At 34.9% G+C, this 16,892-nt stretch carries 20 protein-coding genes and 1 riboswitch; of the genes, 12 read left to right on the top strand and 8 right to left on the bottom strand.

Annotated features, from left to right (window positions below):
• Positions 1 to 771, top strand: a complete 771-nt coding sequence (gene pgeF / locus A9G37_RS03320; protein ID WP_065574618.1) for a peptidoglycan editing factor PgeF — start codon at positions 1 to 3, stop codon at positions 769 to 771.
• Between the two features lie 143 nt (positions 772 to 914).
• On the opposite strand, the gene A9G37_RS03325 is transcribed toward pgeF, so the two are convergent.
• From A9G37_RS03325 to queD, 4 genes are all read right to left on the bottom strand, one after another.
• Positions 915 to 1,640 (bottom strand): DUF1176 domain-containing protein, encoded by a 726-nt coding sequence (locus A9G37_RS03325; protein WP_065574619.1) that lies wholly within the window; start codon positions 1,638 to 1,640, stop codon positions 915 to 917.
• Positions 1,641 to 1,667: 27 nt separating this feature from the next.
• Positions 1,668 to 1,982, bottom strand: coding sequence for a DUF1176 domain-containing protein (locus A9G37_RS13320; protein ID WP_080702326.1), 315 nt, complete (start codon positions 1,980 to 1,982; stop codon positions 1,668 to 1,670).
• A 107-nt stretch (positions 1,983 to 2,089) separates the two neighbouring features.
• A complete protein-coding gene (locus tag A9G37_RS03335; RefSeq protein ID WP_051634197.1) occupies positions 2,090 to 2,704 on the bottom strand; it encodes a 7-carboxy-7-deazaguanine synthase QueE in 615 nt (204 codons plus the stop codon).
• Positions 2,705 to 2,706: 2 nt separating this feature from the next.
• Positions 2,707 to 3,129: a 6-carboxytetrahydropterin synthase QueD gene (gene queD / locus A9G37_RS03340; protein WP_034911334.1), complete on the bottom strand. Its 423-nt coding sequence runs from the start codon at positions 3,127 to 3,129 to the stop codon at positions 2,707 to 2,709.
• A 3-nt stretch (positions 3,130 to 3,132) separates the two neighbouring features.
• Positions 3,133 to 3,178: riboswitch (PreQ1 riboswitch) on the bottom strand.
• A gap of 285 nt (positions 3,179 to 3,463) precedes the next feature.
• On the opposite strand from queD, the gene clpB reads away from it, so the two are divergent.
• The 4 genes from clpB to hisM all read left to right on the top strand — a co-directional run bounded on the left by clpB (position 3,464) and on the right by hisM (position 8,658).
• The gene (gene clpB, locus A9G37_RS03345) at positions 3,464 to 6,034 is read left to right on the top strand and encodes an ATP-dependent chaperone ClpB (RefSeq protein WP_065574620.1); all 2,571 of its coding nucleotides are present in this window, start codon (positions 3,464 to 3,466) and stop codon (positions 6,032 to 6,034) included.
• Between the two features lie 422 nt (positions 6,035 to 6,456).
• Complete coding sequence (locus tag A9G37_RS03350) at positions 6,457 to 7,245, top strand: lysine/arginine/ornithine ABC transporter substrate-binding protein (protein ID WP_065574621.1); 789 nt, start codon at positions 6,457 to 6,459, stop codon at positions 7,243 to 7,245.
• A gap of 3 nt (positions 7,246 to 7,248) precedes the next feature.
• The gene (locus A9G37_RS03355; RefSeq protein WP_065574622.1) at positions 7,249 to 7,932 is read left to right on the top strand and encodes an ABC transporter permease; all 684 of its coding nucleotides are present in this window, start codon (positions 7,249 to 7,251) and stop codon (positions 7,930 to 7,932) included.
• Positions 7,933 to 7,938: 6 nt separating this feature from the next.
• A complete protein-coding gene (gene hisM / locus A9G37_RS03360; protein ID WP_065574623.1) occupies positions 7,939 to 8,658 on the top strand; it encodes a histidine ABC transporter permease HisM in 720 nt (239 codons plus the stop codon).
• 127 nt (positions 8,659 to 8,785) lie between these two features.
• Here hisM and A9G37_RS03365 read toward each other — a convergent pair whose 3' ends face one another.
• Positions 8,786 to 9,160, bottom strand: coding sequence for a hypothetical protein (locus A9G37_RS03365; protein ID WP_034911352.1), 375 nt, complete (start codon positions 9,158 to 9,160; stop codon positions 8,786 to 8,788).
• 81 nt (positions 9,161 to 9,241) lie between these two features.
• The gene (lexA, locus tag A9G37_RS03370; RefSeq protein WP_034911355.1) at positions 9,242 to 9,868 is read right to left on the bottom strand and encodes a transcriptional repressor LexA; all 627 of its coding nucleotides are present in this window, start codon (positions 9,866 to 9,868) and stop codon (positions 9,242 to 9,244) included.
• Positions 9,869 to 10,123: 255 nt separating this feature from the next.
• On the opposite strand from lexA, the gene coaE reads away from it, so the two are divergent.
• From coaE to tsaD, 4 genes are read left to right on the top strand one after another with little or no spacing between them, the layout of a single operon-like run.
• Positions 10,124 to 10,729, top strand: coding sequence for a dephospho-CoA kinase (coaE, locus tag A9G37_RS03375; protein WP_065574624.1), 606 nt, complete (start codon positions 10,124 to 10,126; stop codon positions 10,727 to 10,729).
• Positions 10,730 to 10,734: 5 nt separating this feature from the next.
• Positions 10,735 to 11,472 carry a cell division protein ZapD gene (zapD, locus tag A9G37_RS03380; RefSeq protein WP_065574625.1) on the top strand — a complete coding sequence of 246 codons (738 nt, stop codon included), beginning with the start codon at positions 10,735 to 10,737 and terminating at the stop codon, positions 11,470 to 11,472.
• Between the two features lie 28 nt (positions 11,473 to 11,500).
• Positions 11,501 to 11,716, top strand: a complete 216-nt coding sequence (gene yacG / locus A9G37_RS03385; RefSeq protein WP_034911369.1) for a DNA gyrase inhibitor YacG — start codon at positions 11,501 to 11,503, stop codon at positions 11,714 to 11,716.
• Positions 11,716 to 12,741, top strand: coding sequence for a tRNA (adenosine(37)-N6)-threonylcarbamoyltransferase complex transferase subunit TsaD (gene tsaD, locus A9G37_RS03390; protein ID WP_065574626.1), 1,026 nt, complete (start codon positions 11,716 to 11,718; stop codon positions 12,739 to 12,741). Before yacG ends, tsaD begins: the two co-directional genes overlap by 1 nt.
• An 84-nt stretch (positions 12,742 to 12,825) precedes the next feature.
• Here tsaD and A9G37_RS03395 read toward each other — a convergent pair whose 3' ends face one another.
• The gene (locus tag A9G37_RS03395; protein WP_218059291.1) at positions 12,826 to 13,182 is read right to left on the bottom strand and encodes a DUF4282 domain-containing protein; all 357 of its coding nucleotides are present in this window, start codon (positions 13,180 to 13,182) and stop codon (positions 12,826 to 12,828) included.
• A gap of 118 nt (positions 13,183 to 13,300) precedes the next feature.
• On the opposite strand from A9G37_RS03395, the gene ycaO reads away from it, so the two are divergent.
• Entirely contained in the window at positions 13,301 to 15,067 is a 1,767-nt protein-coding gene (gene ycaO, locus A9G37_RS03400) for a 30S ribosomal protein S12 methylthiotransferase accessory factor YcaO (RefSeq protein ID WP_065574627.1), read from the top strand.
• 61 nt (positions 15,068 to 15,128) lie between these two features.
• Here the strand turns inward: ycaO and A9G37_RS03405 are convergent, their stop codons facing one another.
• A complete protein-coding gene (locus A9G37_RS03405; RefSeq protein ID WP_065574628.1) occupies positions 15,129 to 15,959 on the bottom strand; it encodes a shikimate 5-dehydrogenase in 831 nt (276 codons plus the stop codon).
• A gap of 70 nt (positions 15,960 to 16,029) precedes the next feature.
• On the opposite strand from A9G37_RS03405, the gene A9G37_RS03410 reads away from it, so the two are divergent.
• Entirely contained in the window at positions 16,030 to 16,359 is a 330-nt protein-coding gene (locus A9G37_RS03410) for a nitrous oxide-stimulated promoter family protein (RefSeq protein WP_065574629.1), read from the top strand.
• A 166-nt stretch (positions 16,360 to 16,525) separates the two neighbouring features.
• On the top strand, positions 16,526 to 16,892 hold a 367-nt coding region (locus A9G37_RS03415), incomplete at its 3' end, for a helix-turn-helix domain-containing protein (protein WP_065574630.1).

Consider the following 16,892-nt stretch of genomic DNA (forward strand, 5'->3'; position numbering starts at 1 on the left):
ATGATTAAATCGATTTACCCATATTGGACAGCCCCAAAAACAATTCATGCCTTTACTACAACACGGACTGGTGGCGTTAGTTTAGCGCCATTTGCAAGTTTAAATATGGGAAATCGAACTGGTGATAATTCAGAACATATTGTTGAAAACCGCCGAAGAATTATTCAAGCCGAACAAATACCAAGCGAACCATATTGGTTAAAGCAAACTCACAGCACAACAGTGCTTGATATATCACAAATTACTTTACAACCTCCAACAGGTAACATTGATTCTTATCAAACTTTTGAAGCTGATGGATCATATACCAATCAACCCAAGCAAGTTAGCGTGGTGTTAACCGCAGATTGCATGCCTGTACTTTTTTGTACAACAAAAGGTGACGAAGTTGCAGCTGCCCATGCCGGTTGGCGAGGATTATGTAATGGTATATTAGAAGAAACAATCAAAAAATTCTCAAGCTCGCCATCAAACATCATTGCTTGGATGGGACCAGCCATTAGTGTCAAAAAATTTGAGGTAGGTATTGAAGTCAAACAACAATTTGAAAAAGTTGATCCAAAAGCACAAGAAGCATTTAAATTGATCAAATCAACTGAACAAAAATACCTAGCAGACCTATATCTAATTGCCAAACAGCGTTTACAAGCAGTAGGAGTAACGCAAATTTTTGGTTGTGATTATTGTACTTATACTGAACAAGATGAATTCTTCTCTTATCGACGTGAAAATAAAACTGGTAGAATGGCATCAATGATCTGGTTTGAATAAAATAGTTTTTTTAAGCTAAAAACTTTCAATTTTTAGCTGTTTTGTAAAATATTCATAGTATAAAGATCTGCGGTAAATGTTAATATACAAAATTATAACATTTAAACCGCCATAAGATCTGAAGGTTTTCTATTGTTCAATTATTACTTTATTTCGCTAACAAAAGAAGGTAATTGCCAAGCCCCACCGTCAAAACCTAAGCATTCACCTGTACTTATATTAGAGGAAAGCATAAATTTATGTCCATTCCAAGTCCAACTAGATTTTTCTAAACAATCTCCCTCACCTCTTAGCTTAGCTATACTGGATATTGTTCCATTTTTGTATGTATTACCCTCATTATTTATAAATTTTATATTTTTATTACTTGGTTTAGCAGTGTTAGAAATTATCCAATAGGCGTTACCTGAGTTATAAGCGCTAAACCAACACCAAGTTTCAAGTAAATCGTGGTTATTATCTAATTTAATTAATCGAAATCTTTTATCATATCCTTGTGTTTCATCATAATAAGGATCTTCTAAATCATAAGCATCACATTTAGCTTCATGTATATAGCATTTTTTGAATTGAGGGAATATTTTAATTACTTCATTGGTATTAAGTTCTTGACTTTGTTCTGGATCAATTACTTTACCTTTTTTTATAGTTGGTACAGGTATTGGTGCATAAACGTTTGATTCATTTTTATTACCATGTGCTATAACTGCGCCAGTTGTACCAACCCATCCTTGTTTTTTGTCCATTGTCAACATGACATCATAAAATCCGCCATTGGTATAGGATGATTGACTTCTATTGTTACGGAATATAACTTTCTCATTTTTTGTAAACGCTTGAATAATTTTTGTAGCTTGGTTTTGTGACAACTGATAAATATTATTTTGTATCTCTTTTTATTCGCCTAAATACTCTTGATTAATAAATGCAGCCAATGAATTATCCAATTGTTGAGTGTTTTTAATTTCAATATCTTCTTCATTTTCTTCTTTGTTATTTTTTGTTCTAACATAAATTTCAACTGGCTGATTAGCTCCCGCTTTTCGCTTGAATAGTATTGACGATTTTATCACTTCTTTATCAGATATATCACTATATTCTATAACACGACAAGTTAAAGTATTATCACAAACTATATCCCAAGCTATAACTGGAGTTGTAAACAAAGTTAGCAAAAAACAATAGCAAAAACGCATGACAGTTAATTCCATATAAGTAGTTTATATGAGGTTATTATAGATTAAATAATTATTTAATTAAAATTAATGAAACTTTTTAATTTTATGAATATTTAATTAGTTCTCTTTAGTCCTAATTATCATTCTATATTGGCAAACTTATGGCTTTGCACACTCAAAAGCCATTTATTATTCAGTCGATTTTGGTTGATTTTACCTAACAAATCTATCGTTTCAAACATATTAAATGCACCATCTTTTTCACAAGGTGATAGATAATAGTGTTTGGCTTGGATATGAGTTTCAATATATTGACAAAAAGGAATAAAATTGCAGTGATTTTCGGCTACTATGCGTACTTCATTTGCTATTGGTTGTGCTATTTTTTGATAGCGTGACTGATAACAAAATTTAGGGCTTAGCGCAATATAATCAATAAGCGGATCGACTTTACCAAGACCGTTGCTTTCAATGGCGATAAAATAACCCGCTTTTTTAAGTGGCAAAAGCAATTCAGGTAACGCTTTAACCATTGTCGGTTCGCCACCTGTAATAATAATATTTTTGCTTTTATATTCGCCCACTTTAGTCATTAAAGCATCTAACGTGAATCGAGTAAATTTGCGAAAATTAGTGTCACACCAGGCGCAATTTAAATTGCATCCTGCAAAACGAATAAAAACGGCAGGCATGCCAGTATTATAACCTTCGCCTTGTAAGGATTCGAAGATTTCAACAATACGAAATTCAATCATCATTAACTCCGATGATATTCACAATACGAAGTTGGCGTTTCCCATACTTTGATCATCGAAACAGGCAAATATTGCGATAAGCAATCAAAAATAAATTTGCTCATTCCTTCTGCGGTGGTTCTACATGGAAAGGCAAAAATTTTACGATCCATTTCTTGTAGTAACGACGCGATACGGCACTCATTAGGGTTATGTTGATAGTAAAGATAGGCGTGATCTAACGGATCGACAATATGTTGTTTAACTATTAGCTTTAAATCGGCATAATCCATCACCATATCTTGGCTTGAGCCGTTATCAATAAGCTCTCCGCTAATTTCAACTAATAGGCGATAAGTGTGTCCGTGCAGATTATGACACTTTTTATTGTGCCCATCTAACATGTGACAAGCATCAAATTGAAACTCTTTGGCTATTTTGAACATTTTATATTCCTAGTTTTTTTTCGTGGGATGGGTTACGAACCACGGTTAGCGAACCTAACAAAATAAAGGTAACAATATAAGGGATAAAAGTGAATTTGTCATCTTACCAGTATATCTTAAAACGAAATTTAGATGTAATTGCTTGAATTGCAAACAGCTTTATTTTTATGTCAATTAATTCTTACATACTTGATAATCTTGTTGTATAAATTTTGTAAAAAATATTTTAACTTTGCTCTTGAAATTTAGGTTGCAACACTCATTTAGATCACATGCAAATGGATTAAATGTGTTAAGCGTTTAATCCAAATTTATTGCTCAGGAGATAAACACTATGAGGTTAGATAAACTAACAAATAAGTTTCAACAAGCTTTAGCTGATGCGCAGTCAATGGCATTAGGTAAAGACAATCAATATATAGAGCCTGTGCATGTCCTATCAGCCATGCTTAATCAAGAAGGGAGTAGTGTAATGCCTTTATTGATTGCAGCAGGTGCAAATATTGTTAATTTACAACAAGAATTAGCTCAAGCTATTGACCGATTACCCCAAGTTCAAGGTGTGGGTGGAGATGTTATTCCATCGCAAGATTTTGTTCGAGTATTAAATCTTTGCGATAAATTATCCCAAAAGAACGGTGATAGCTATATTTCATCAGAACTCTTTATATTAGCCACTTTAGAAGATAAGGGCAGTTTAGGCGATCTTCTTAAAAGATCAGGTGTTAATAAAGATAAATTTAGCCAAGCAGTTAATCAAGTAAGAGGTAGCGATAACGTGAACGATCCTAATGCAGAAGATCAACGCGGTGCACTTAAAAAATACACCATTGATTTAACTCAACGAGCAGAACAAGGTAAGCTTGATCCTGTTATTGGTCGTGATGAAGAAATCCGTCGAACTATTCAGGTATTACAACGTCGTACTAAAAATAATCCAGTATTAATTGGGGAACCAGGTGTAGGGAAAACTGCTATTGTAGAAGGATTAGCACAACGTATTGTTAACCGTGAAGTCCCTGAAGGATTACGACATAAACGCGTTTTATCATTAGACATGGGGGCATTAATTGCTGGTGCCAAATATCGAGGGGAATTTGAAGAACGCCTAAAAGCCGTGCTTAAAGACTTAGCAAAAGAAGAAGGTCGCATTATATTATTTATTGACGAAATCCATACCATGGTTGGCGCAGGAAAAAGCGATGGAGCAATGGATGCTGGTAATATGTTAAAACCCGCATTAGCTCGTGGTGAATTACACTGCGTGGGAGCAACAACGCTTGATGAATACCGTCAATATATTGAAAAAGATCCTGCGTTAGAGCGTCGTTTCCAAAAAGTATATGTTGCCGAACCAACAGTTGAAGATACTATCGCTATTTTGCGTGGTTTAAAAGAACGTTATGAACTGCATCACCATGTGCAAATAACCGATCCGGCAATCGTAGCAGCGGCTACATTATCGCATCGTTATATTTCTGATCGCATGTTACCTGACAAAGCGATTGATTTAATTGACGAGGCCGCATCAAGTATTCGTATGCAAATGGATTCAAAACCAGAATCTTTAGATCGTCTTGAAAGGCGCATAATTCAACTTAAACTTGAACAACAAGCGCTTAAAAAAGAATCTGATGATGCGAGTAAAAAGCGACTACAAATGTTAAATGATGAACTTTCTGAAAAAGAAAAGGAATATGCTTCACTTGAAGAAGAGTGGAAGTCAGAAAAGGCAGCTGTTTCGGGGACTCAAAACATCAAAGCAGAACTAGAAAAGGCACGTACTGAAATAGAGCAAGCTCGTCGAGCTGGCGACTTGAACAAAATGTCAGAATTACAATATGGCAAAATTCCAGAGCTCGAAAAGAAACTTGCTTCAGCAACGCAGTTAGAAGGCAAAACCATGAAGTTATTGCGTAACAAAGTGACCGATAACGAAATTGCAGAAGTATTATCTAAAGCGACAGGTATTCCAGTTTCTAGAATGCTTGAGAGCGAAAAAGATAAACTATTGCACATGGAAGATGCCTTACATAAACGTGTAATAGGTCAAAATGAAGCAGTATTAGCGGTTGCAAATGCGATTCGACGTAGCCGAGCAGGGCTTTCAGATCCAAATAAACCGATTGGATCATTCCTATTCTTAGGACCAACTGGTGTCGGTAAAACCGAGCTTTGCAAATCATTGGCTAACTTTATGTTTGACAGCGAAGATGCTATGGTGCGTATAGATATGTCAGAGTTTATGGAAAAACACTCCGTTGCTCGCTTAATTGGTGCACCTCCAGGTTATGTTGGGTATGAAGAAGGGGGGTATTTAACCGAAGCAGTTAGACGACGACCATACTCAGTAATTTTACTTGATGAAGTCGAAAAAGCACACCCAGATGTCTTTAATATCTTACTGCAAGTATTGGATGATGGGCGCTTAACAGATGGTCAAGGTCGCACAGTTGATTTTCGTAACACTGTCATAATTATGACATCAAACTTAGGTTCTGACCTAATTCAAGGTCAAGTTGAACTAAGTTATGACGAAATAAAATCTCTAGTGATGACGGTTGTAACCAAACACTTTAGACCAGAATTTATCAATCGTATTGACGAAACAGTGGTATTCCACCCATTAGGTCAAGAAAACATTAAAGCGATTGCAAAAATTCAGTTAGCACACGTTGAAAAACGTTTAGGAGAACGTGGTTACCAATTGGATATTTCGGATGCGGCACTTGAACAGTTAGCTAAGGTTGGCTTTGACCCAATTTATGGCGCAAGACCGTTAAAACGATCGATCCAACAAGAGATCGAAAACCCATTGGCACAACAGATACTGTCAGGTAAATTAGTCCCAGGTAAAACTATTCATCTAGATTTAGTTGGTGACAACATTGAAGCTCAACAGTAATAAAACTTCAAAAGACAAACCGACCTCTATGGTCGGTTTTTTATACTTGATACAATTTAGTTTACCTATAGTACTTAGAATTTAATCAGACAAACATTATTTTCGCAAAATGGATGTCTGATGAATAAAATAACAACACAAACCCGAACCCAACTAAACAACTCATTTTATACTTTAACATATAGTTACCTGAAACTTTTTGACAAAATTTTTTTAAAACCGTTTTCAAGGTTTTGCAACCAAAGCTCAATCAAACTAGCTTTTTGTTAGTTGTTAAAAGTAACAACTTTAACTATTTTGTCTAGGGTTTTTGCCATTAAGTAATTCTAATTTTACACAGCACAATAATAACTTTTTTTTATTATAAAATTACCTCAGAACACGTTATATTATTGCCTTAAATAAAAAAGGAAAGATTAAACATGAAGAATTTATTAAAAAAATTATTTATTTTCGGTTGTTTAAGCTTGCCAATGGCAAGTTATGCTGCGTTACCTGAATCGATTAAAGTTGGTTCGGATACGTCCTATGCGCCTTTTGATTTTATTGATGCTAATGGTGAAGTTACTGGATTTAACATTGAAATCACAAAAGCATTGTGTGAAAAGATCAATATTAAATGTAGTTTTCAATCGACCGACTTCGATGCGTTGATTCCGTCGTTATTATCAAGAAAGATTGATATTATCTCGTCTTCGCTAATGATGACTGAAAAACGTAAAAAACAGATCGCTTTTTCTGACGAAATCTTTATGACTTATTCACGTTTGATTGTTAAAGAGGGTACTAATTTAATGCCTAATGCTGAGTCATTGAAAGGTAAGCGTGTTGGTGTTGAGCAAGGTACATCGCAAGAACATTTTGCCAACGAAATGTGGCGTCCGAACGGTGTAGTTATAGTGCCTTATCAAAATCAGTTACAAGTATTTTCTGATCTAGTGGCAGGTCGTTTAGATGCGGCATTGCAAGATGAAGTCACTGGCAGTTATGCCTTTTTAAAACAGCCACAAGGTAAAGGTTTTATTTTTGCTGGGGATGCTCTAACCGATGCGAACTACTTTGATGTTGGAGTAGGAATTGGTTTTCGTAAAAATGATAATGAGTTGCGCGAGGCCTTTAACCTAGCTTTAAAAGACCTCTTAGCTGATGGCACCTACCAAAAAATCAACAATAAGTATTTTGATTTTAATGTGTACGGTAATAAAAAATAAACCATGCAGGGGTATATTTCTTTAATTTGTCAAGGTGCATGGTTGACTATTATTTTAGCATTGACATCGCTACTACTGGCCATGATACTTGGTATTGTTTGTGCATTAGGTAAACTGAGTCATTCAAAAGTATGTAATGTGCTTTGTCAGGCTTATACATCGTTAATTCGAGGTGTACCCGATTTAGTGTTGATGATGCTAATCTTTTTTGGCTTGCAGTTTTTGGTTAATAATATAACTGATTATTTTAACGCTCCTTTTATTGAAGTTGATCCTTTAATCGCTGGTATTATTACGTTAGGCTTTATTTATGGGGCATATTTTACCGAAACTTTTAGAGGAGCTTATCTTGCTGTTTCTAGAAACACCTTAGCGGCAGCAACAGCGCTTGGTTTAAGTAAAGTGCAAGTGTTTCGGTATGTAATGTTTCCTTTAATGATGCGCTTTGCCCTGCCAGGTATTGCTAATAATTGGTTAGTTGTGTTAAAAGCTACAGCATTAGTGTCGTTATTGGGGTTGTCGGATTTAGTTAAAGCTACTAAAAATGCAGGCGAAGCTATGTACCAACCTTTGTTATTTGCTTTGATTGCTGGGGTGTTTTATCTGTTTTTTACATCAATATCTAATATCATTTTATGGTGGCTTGAACGGCATTATTCTATTGGCATTACTAAAACTAAATTATAAGAACTCATGTTAGAAATTATTCAACAATATTGGCAATCACTATTATGGACCGATGGTTATAATATCACTGGTCTTGCGATGACGCTATGGATTTTTATTTTATCGGTTTTAATGGGGGGAATTTTGTCGCTAGCGTTAGCGGTAGGGCGAAACGCACAAAATAAACTGATTAAACTACCTATTTGGCTATTTACATATATTTTTCGAGGTACGCCTTTATATGTGCAGTTATTGATTATTTACACTGGTATATATACCTTAAGTGTGGTTAAAAATAATGCTTGGTTAGGAGATTTTTTTCAAAGTGGTTTAAATTGTACGGTGTTAGCCTTTACCCTAAACACTTGCGCATATACTACTGAAGTTTTTGCTGGAGCTATGCGGAATGTGCCAAATGGCGAAATTCAAGCTGCGACAGCACTTGGTTTTAATCGTTTTCAACTTTATCGTTATATCATTTTTCCAAGAGCATTTCGTATTGCATTGCCAGCTTATAGTAACGAGGTCATTTTTATGTTGCATTCAACTGCACTGGCTTTTACTGTTACTGTGCCAGATGTGATGAAGATTGCACGCGATATTTATGCTGAAACTTATCAACCTTTTCATGCTTTTGGTATTGCAGCTGTGATTTATCTTTGTGTGAGCTTTATGTTGATTTTTAGTTTTAGAAAGTTGGAGCAACGTTATTTGGCTTTTCAGCAGGCTAGTAAGCAAAACAATTAATAATTTGATTCAAACAAACAGATTATTTTGCAATTTATTTATGATTTTATTGATCTTTCAAAATAAAAAATCCGACAATTGTAATGACATTTGCCGGATTTTGGTTGTTTGTCGATTTGACAACATGTTAATTTATAGGATAAAAATCGCTTGTAGAGTCGGTATCATCATCATGGTGACTTGAGCCAGGTAATGCTCTAGCTCGTTCAATAGGAACATAACTGCCGCTAGGCGTTTCTACTTGGCACTCGCCTAAAAAGATAGAATATTTTGTGTTAGCTCGCATACTTTCCCCTCTAAAATAACAGTGAGTTGCATTATATAAATCAACGCGACAAAGTAATGCAATACCTAACCAAGTAATTAATACAGCTAAAGCAACCCATTTTAGATGTTTCCAAGTAAAAAGCCAAAAACCGATCCCTCTAAAACGGCAGTACCCAAAAACGAGTAATAAAACTGCTATAAACCCTAAAAATTCGTATAACCAAAATAGCCACATAGTAATCTCCCACACGTTAGTTGAATGCTATTTTATACTAACTTTGGCTATACTTCTATATACTTGCGTCTATGAGTTTGCTTACATCCAAGATCCGTTACGAATAATACCGACCGCTAATCCTTCAATGGCAAAATTTTGGTGTTCTAGATCAACTTTGATTGGCGAAAACTCGGCATTTTCGGCAAGTAGATGTACATGCTTGCCCTTACGCGACAACCGTTTAACCGTAACTTCATCATCAATACGAGCTACAACAACTTGTCCATTTTTAACGTCTTGGGTTTTATGTACAGCCAACAAGTCACCGTCAAATATACCAATATCTTTCATTGACATACCTTGTACCCTTAACAGAAAGTCTGCGCGAGGTTTAAATAGTGAAGGATCAACTTGGTAATGGCTTTCAATATGCTCTTGCGCTAATATTGGCGAACCAGCTGCGACTTGTCCAATAAGCGGTAAACCTTCCTGTTCGTTTGGCTCAATAGGTGTTTCAAGTAAAAGGCGAATTCCACGCGATGAGCCGGCAATCATTTCAATTGCGCCTTTTTTAGCTAAAGCTTTCAGATGCTCTTCGGCTGCGTTAGCAGATCTAAATCCCAATTTTTGAGCAATTTCAGCACGTGTGGGCGGCATACCGGTAGTTTTAATGTTATTTTTTATTAAATCATAAATCTGTTGTTGGCGATCAGTTAACGGTCTCATTACATATTCCTGTTTTTATATACAGATACATGTGATTATATACAGCTAATAATATAAAACAACTGTTTTATTTAATTTATTTTTCAATTGGTGGTTAATTTATGGGGGGGGGTGTTATTATGCGCTAATTTTGTGAATTATTCTGGAAATGTAATAGCTAATTAACAACTGAATCTTTCTCTTTATTAGTATTATTTAATCAACTTACATATATGCTATAATAGAGCAATTTTTTGTTGGATTGGGATTTGCCTTATGCCTTATGTTGTTGCGCTCAGTGGTGGTATTGCCAGTGGCAAAAGCACTATTGCCAATTTGTTTGCTAAATTAGGTGTACCTATTATCGATGCAGATATTATAGCAAGGCAAGTTGTGCACGCAGGTAGCTATGCGTTTAACCAAATTGTTAAGCATTTCAGCCAAGAAATTTTGCTTGCTAATGGTGAACTTGATCGTAGTCAGCTTCGTGAAATTATTTTTAATAATGATCATGAACGGCTTTGGCTTAATGATTTATTGCATCCCATCATTCAACAAGAAACCCAAAAACAAATTGCTATGCAAAGTACAACCTATCTAATTTGGGTTGTGCCGTTATTGATTGAAAACAATTTGCATACTTGGGCTGATCGTGTGCTGATAATTGATACCCCATTTTCACTACAATTGGAACGATTAGTAAAAAGGGATAATGTTAGTGAATCATTAGCTAAAAAGATGATACAGTCACAAGTATCTTTAAAGAAACGTTTATCTTATGCTAATGATATTATAGTTAATGACGGTAATTTGCTGTCGCTAACAACACAAGTTAATCTATTGCATCAACAATATTTAAATAGCTTTAAAAGTAAGATTTAGAATAGATGAATAATATTATTTTTGAACATCCATTAAATGAAAAAATGCGCACTTGGCTTCGAGTTGAATTTTTATTAAATCAATTAAATGTACATTGTCATTTTAATGACAATAGTGCGTTGATTTTTTTTCATGCATTGTCTGAATTGTTAGAGATTATTGAGCGTAATGATATTAAAGGTGATTTGGTTAAAGAGCTTGAATCGCAAAAACAAAAGTTAATCTTGTGGTTAAATGTTGAAGGCGTGGATCATGATTTACTTAATGACCTGATTCACCAATTTGATGATTTTATCGTCCAATTTAATGCAATCGGGCGTTTAGGACAACCATTAAAAGATGATCGATTTATTACAGCCATTCGTCAACGTTTAATGATTCCAGGAGGATGTTGTAGTTTTGACTTGCCTTCGTTTCATTTATGGCTCAGAATTTCACAAGAAAGGCGTTATAATCAAATAAAAAATTGGTTACAGCATTTATCAATACTTGATAAATCTCTAACATGTTATATGCAATTAATTCGACGGTTAGGGGAATTTAGACCGTTTGTTTATACCAATAACTTTTTTCAAGAAACAAATGGTGATGTTAATTTGATTCGTATTCGAATTTCTTTAGATAAAAATGTATATCCTCAAGTATCTGGTCATTTGTCGCGTTATAGTATTCGCTTTTTAGCACTTGAGAATTACGATAACGTCAATACTGATGAAATTGAATTTGAATTAGCCTGTTGTTGATCGAATACAGTTAATAAAAAGAGTTGAAATGAATAAAAATACTACATTTGTTAAGTGCCCAACTTGTCAAAAAGAAGTTGAATGGAGTCAAACCAGTCTTTATCGTCCATTTTGCAGTAAGCGTTGCCAGCTTATCGATTTAGGTGATTGGGCAACCGAAGAATATCGTATTCCCGATAAAGATATAACAGAACAAGATCTATGGAGTGAACAAGACTTTGCTGATTTTGTAGGTAGACATTAATGAAGATCCTTGGTATTGAAACTTCATGTGATGAAACTGGCATTGCCATTTATGATGATGTCAATGGTTTAATTGCAAATCAGCTTTATTCACAAATTAAATTACATGCTGATTATGGTGGTGTGGTGCCAGAGCTAGCATCACGCGATCATATTCGTAAAACCGTGCCATTAATTCAAGCAGCTTTAAAACAAGCTAATTTAACCGCACACGATATTGATGGGGTTGCCTATACTGCAGGTCCGGGATTGATTGGAGCCTTGATGGTAGGCGCATCAATTGGACGATCGCTTGCTTATGCTTGGAACGTACCAGCTGTTGCAGTTCATCACATGGAAGGCCATTTACTTGCGCCGATGCTTGAAGATAATCCACCTAAATTTCCCTTTGTTGCATTATTAGTTTCAGGAGGGCATACACAGCTTATTAATGTAACTGGTATTGGTAAATATGAACTTATTGGCGAATCAATTGATGATGCTGCAGGAGAAGCTTTTGATAAAACAGCCAAATTGCTTGGTTTAGATTATCCTGGTGGCGCAAAATTATCAAAATTGGCTGAACAGGGTAGTGGAGCGCGATTCCATTTTCCTAGGCCAATGACTGATCGTCCTGGGCTTGATTTTAGTTTTTCAGGCCTTAAAACAGCTGCAGCTAATATGATTCATCAACATAATGATAATCATCATATTGATGCACAAACTAAAGCAGATATTGCTAGAGCATTTGAGGATGCTTTGGTTGATACATTGGTGATTAAAGTAAGGCGAGCACTTGAACAAACTGGACTTAAAAATTTAGTAGTTGCTGGTGGGGTAAGTGCTAACAAAACACTGCGTACTAAATTGACTGAGTTGATGCATCAACGAAAAGGAAAAGTTTTTTATCCAAGGCTCGAATTTTGTACCGATAATGGTGCCATGATTGCTTATGCTGGTATGATTCATTTAAAAGCGAGGCAGTATTCAGATCTAGCTATTAGTGTTAAACCAAGATGGCCTCTTAGCGATCTTAATGATGGTTAACTGATTTTTTTGATTTAACAATATGCAAATAAAAATACGGGAATTTGTCCCGCATTTTTAAGCTATATAGTTAAATAAACGATATTAATTAATAGCATCTGTATCAGAACATTCTTCTTGTTTTTCTGAATTGGTCTTTTCATTAGCTAATTTTTGAATATTTTGATTAATATTAAATAGTACACAAATTAATTCAAAACCAATGCGAGTTGAAATAAAGCCCACAACTAAGGTAACAATACCGGTGAAAAAAGCAACTAAACCCATAGTAAAACTATAAGTAAATGCAGCAAAACTACCTAATATCATAGAGAACGCACTAATTCCAATAAGTAATAATGCGATCCAATACACGATAGTGATACAAGAAGGTGTTAACATTTTATCAAAGAAGAATAAGTCTTTAATGGTAAAGCCTTTAAAGTCTATTTTTTTGTTCATTTTATTTCCTTTTTAGTTGGATTGATTTTATTACTTCTATTTTTTTATATTTGCGTATAAAGTGATAAATTTTGAAAAGCACAACAATTATAACATAAAATTATTTTGAGATTAACTTATGAAAACTTATATCCCTGGTAAAGATGCTTCCCTTGAAGATTCAATCAACTATTTTCAGCAGCAATTAGCAAAATATGATTTAGAAGTAAAGGAAAGTTCTTGGCTAAATCCAGTACCTAATGTGTGGTCAGTGCATATTCAAAATACTAAATGTCCTCTGTGCTTTGCTAATGGTAAAGGCGCAAGCAAAAAGGCGGCATTAGCATCGGCTTTAGGAGAGTATTTTGAGCGATTATCAACCAATTACTTTTTTTCAGATTTTTACTTAGGAGAGCAAATAGCGAATGCCGATTTTGTGCATTATCCAAGTGAAAAATGGTTCACTATTCCTGAAGATAATTCACTACCTAAAGGACTATTATCCAAAGAACTACTTAAGTTTTATGATCCTGATCATGAATTGAGTGCAACAGATTTAATTGATTTACAATCAAGTAATGGTGATCGAGGTATCTGCGCTTTACCTTTTGAACAGCAGTCTGATAAACAAACTATTTATGTGCCAGTTAATTTAATTGCTAATTTATATGCCTCTAATGGTATGTCAGCCGGTAATACTTGTAATGAGGCCCGAGTACAAGGGTTATCTGAAATTTTTGAGCGTTATACTAAAAATAAGATTATAGCCGAAGGCATTAGCTTACCAATTATCCCAATTGAAGTGATTAACCGTTACCCAACCGTTTTATCTGCAATTGATACGCTTGAAAGCGAAGGCTTTCCGCTTTACTGTTTTGATGCCTCATTGGGTGGAGAGTTTCCGGTTATTTGTGTAGTGTTATTTAATCCACAAAATGGAACGTGTTACGCCTCATTTGGTGCCCATCCAAATTTTGGCGTTGCGCTTGAAAGAACAGTAACAGAATTACTACAAGGACGCAGTTTAAAAGATCTTGATGTGTTTTCACCTCCAAGTTTTGATAATGATGATATTGCTGATCTTAGTAATTTAGAAACGCATTTTATTGATTCGAGCGGTTTGATTTCATGGGATCTATTTAATGAACAAGCAGATTATGAATTTGTCGATTGGGACTTTTCTGGTACAACCGACCAAGAATTTGCAAATTTGATGACTATTTTTACCCACCATAAAACTGAAGTGTTAATTATGGACTACGAACACCTTGGTGTTTATGCTTGCCGAATTCTGGCCGTTGGTATGTCTGAAATTTATCCTCCTGAAGATCTTATAATTGCCAATAGCAATATGGCTATTGGATTACGTAAGCTTATTTTGTCATTACCTTACCAAAAACGTACAGCTAAACAGTACCTAGCAATTATTGAACAGCTTGATGATGAAGGGCTTGATGATTATGCTCGAATTCGAGAACTGCTAGGCATAGCAACAGGTAACGATAATGCTTGGTTAACTCTTCGCGTTGGCGAGTTAAAAGCAATGCTGGCATTGGCAGGTAAAGACTTAATACAAGCACAACAGTGGATTGATTGGACGATTGAAATGAACGAGTCTATATTCACGCCATCACGCAATCATGCTTATCGTTGTTTACAGACATTAGTTAATTTTATTTTACAACGAGACAAAAAACAGTTTAATAACTATCAAGCCGCATTTAATAAAATGTATGGTAAAACCTGTGTTGATGATATGTGGCAATACGCTAATGGTGACAAAACATTTTTTGGTTTAGCTAATTATACGAAAATCGAAAAACAGACCAATAACAATCTAGAACAGTTTGATATGCACCAAAAATTATTAGTTGTATATAATAAATTGCATCAGACAATGTTATAAATTATTAAATTAAATTTTATTTAAATTCCACCGCTGAACACGGTGGAATGGACAATATTATTTAACCTTGCCTTGCAAATTCTCCTGCTTGTCTTACTAACTTTTCACTTGGTGTTACACCAGTATATAAAACAAACTGTTCAAGTGCTTGTATAACAGCAACATCGGCACCTGAAATAATAATTTTATTTAGTTTTTGGGCATATTTTATCATGGGAGTTTCAACGGGAAGGGCAACTACATCAAACACAATATCGGCATTTTTTATCATAGTTGTGGGAAATGCAAGCGCCTCAGAATCAATACCACCAAACATACCAATTGGGGTAACATTAATAATTAATTTTGCTTGGTGTGACAATATTTCTTGCTCATCCTTTACCCATTTATAGCCATATCGTTTGGCTAATGCTTCGCCTTTTTGTTGGTTACGTGCGGCAATAATACCATTTTTAAATCCCTCATCATAAAAAGCTCCGATCACCGCATTAGCCATGCCTCCGCTGCCTTTTAATACAAATGGTGTTGTATTATCAATCTTATTTTCTACAATGAGTTTAGCAACGGCAATATAATCAGTGTTATAAGCTTTTAAATGATGGTTGGTGTTAACAATGGTATTTATCGATTGAATAGATTTTACCGAGTCATCTAATTCATCAATAAACTCAATGCAAGCTTCTTTATAGGGCATTGAAATGGCGCAACCTCTAATACCTAAGGCCTTAATGCCATAAATCGCATCTTTCAAATTATTGGTAGTAAAGGCTTTATATAAGTAATTAAGATCGAGTTTTTCGTACAAATAGTTATGAAAGCGAGTACCAAAATTGCTTGGTCTTGCTGAAAGGGACATGCAAACAGTTGTGTCTTTATTGATAATTCTTGCCATTACAACAAATCCTTGTGATCATATTAGATGATTTTATTTTATCACTTTCTTAATTAACGTGTATGTAATTATGGTTGCAAACAATAACGGTCCTAAAATACAGCAAGAAAAAGCAACAGTAAGAGCAATGATCTATTTATATTGCTTTAAACAACATCATAGCCAACATCGTCAGTTATGTGAGGAATGCAAAGATCTGTTGCAATATGCTATGCAACGCTTAACAATGTGCCGTTTTGGTGAAGAAAAAACGACATGTGAACGTTGCCCTAAACATTGTTATCGTAAAGATTATAAACTAAAAATTAAACAGGTAATGCGGTTTTCTGGTCCAAGAATGTTAATTTATCATCCTGCAATGGCATTAAGGCATCTTTATAAAAACTTGCTGAGTAGGTAAGTTATTACCATTATTAACGTCTACTATGACAAAACAAATATTAACTCATCATAAAGTTAAAATCCTGGATTCAAACATGAAGTGCAATTTTAAACACGGTGGAGTGAAGAAAGTAGAAAGGTGATTTATACTAGCACCTTCGCACCACCACAGTTTGGAGATTGCTATGTATTATAATCACCTTTCTAGGAAGGAAAGATACCAAATTTTCGTATTATTACAAGCCGGAAAGAATAAAAAAGAGATAGCCCAGCTACTCAATAGACATCCTTCGACAATAAGTCGAGAGATAAAAAGAAACTCAAAACCTAATCAAGCCTATCAAGCACATGATGCGGTAACCCTAGCTAGGAAAAGGCGAAAAAACAGCGGTAATGGTAAGCCAATAGAGTCTTCGGTATGGCGCCAAGTTGAAAAATACCTCATGCTTTATTACAGCCCAGAGCAGATTGCTGCACGTTTAAAGAAAGTCAGCGTCCAATCAATCTATAACTATCTTTATCAAAATAAAGCGCGCTATGAACAATTCAAAC

The organism is Gilliamella sp. GillExp13 (assembly GCF_001690815.1).
GTDB lineage: Bacteria > Pseudomonadota > Gammaproteobacteria > Enterobacterales > Orbaceae > Gilliamella > Gilliamella bombi.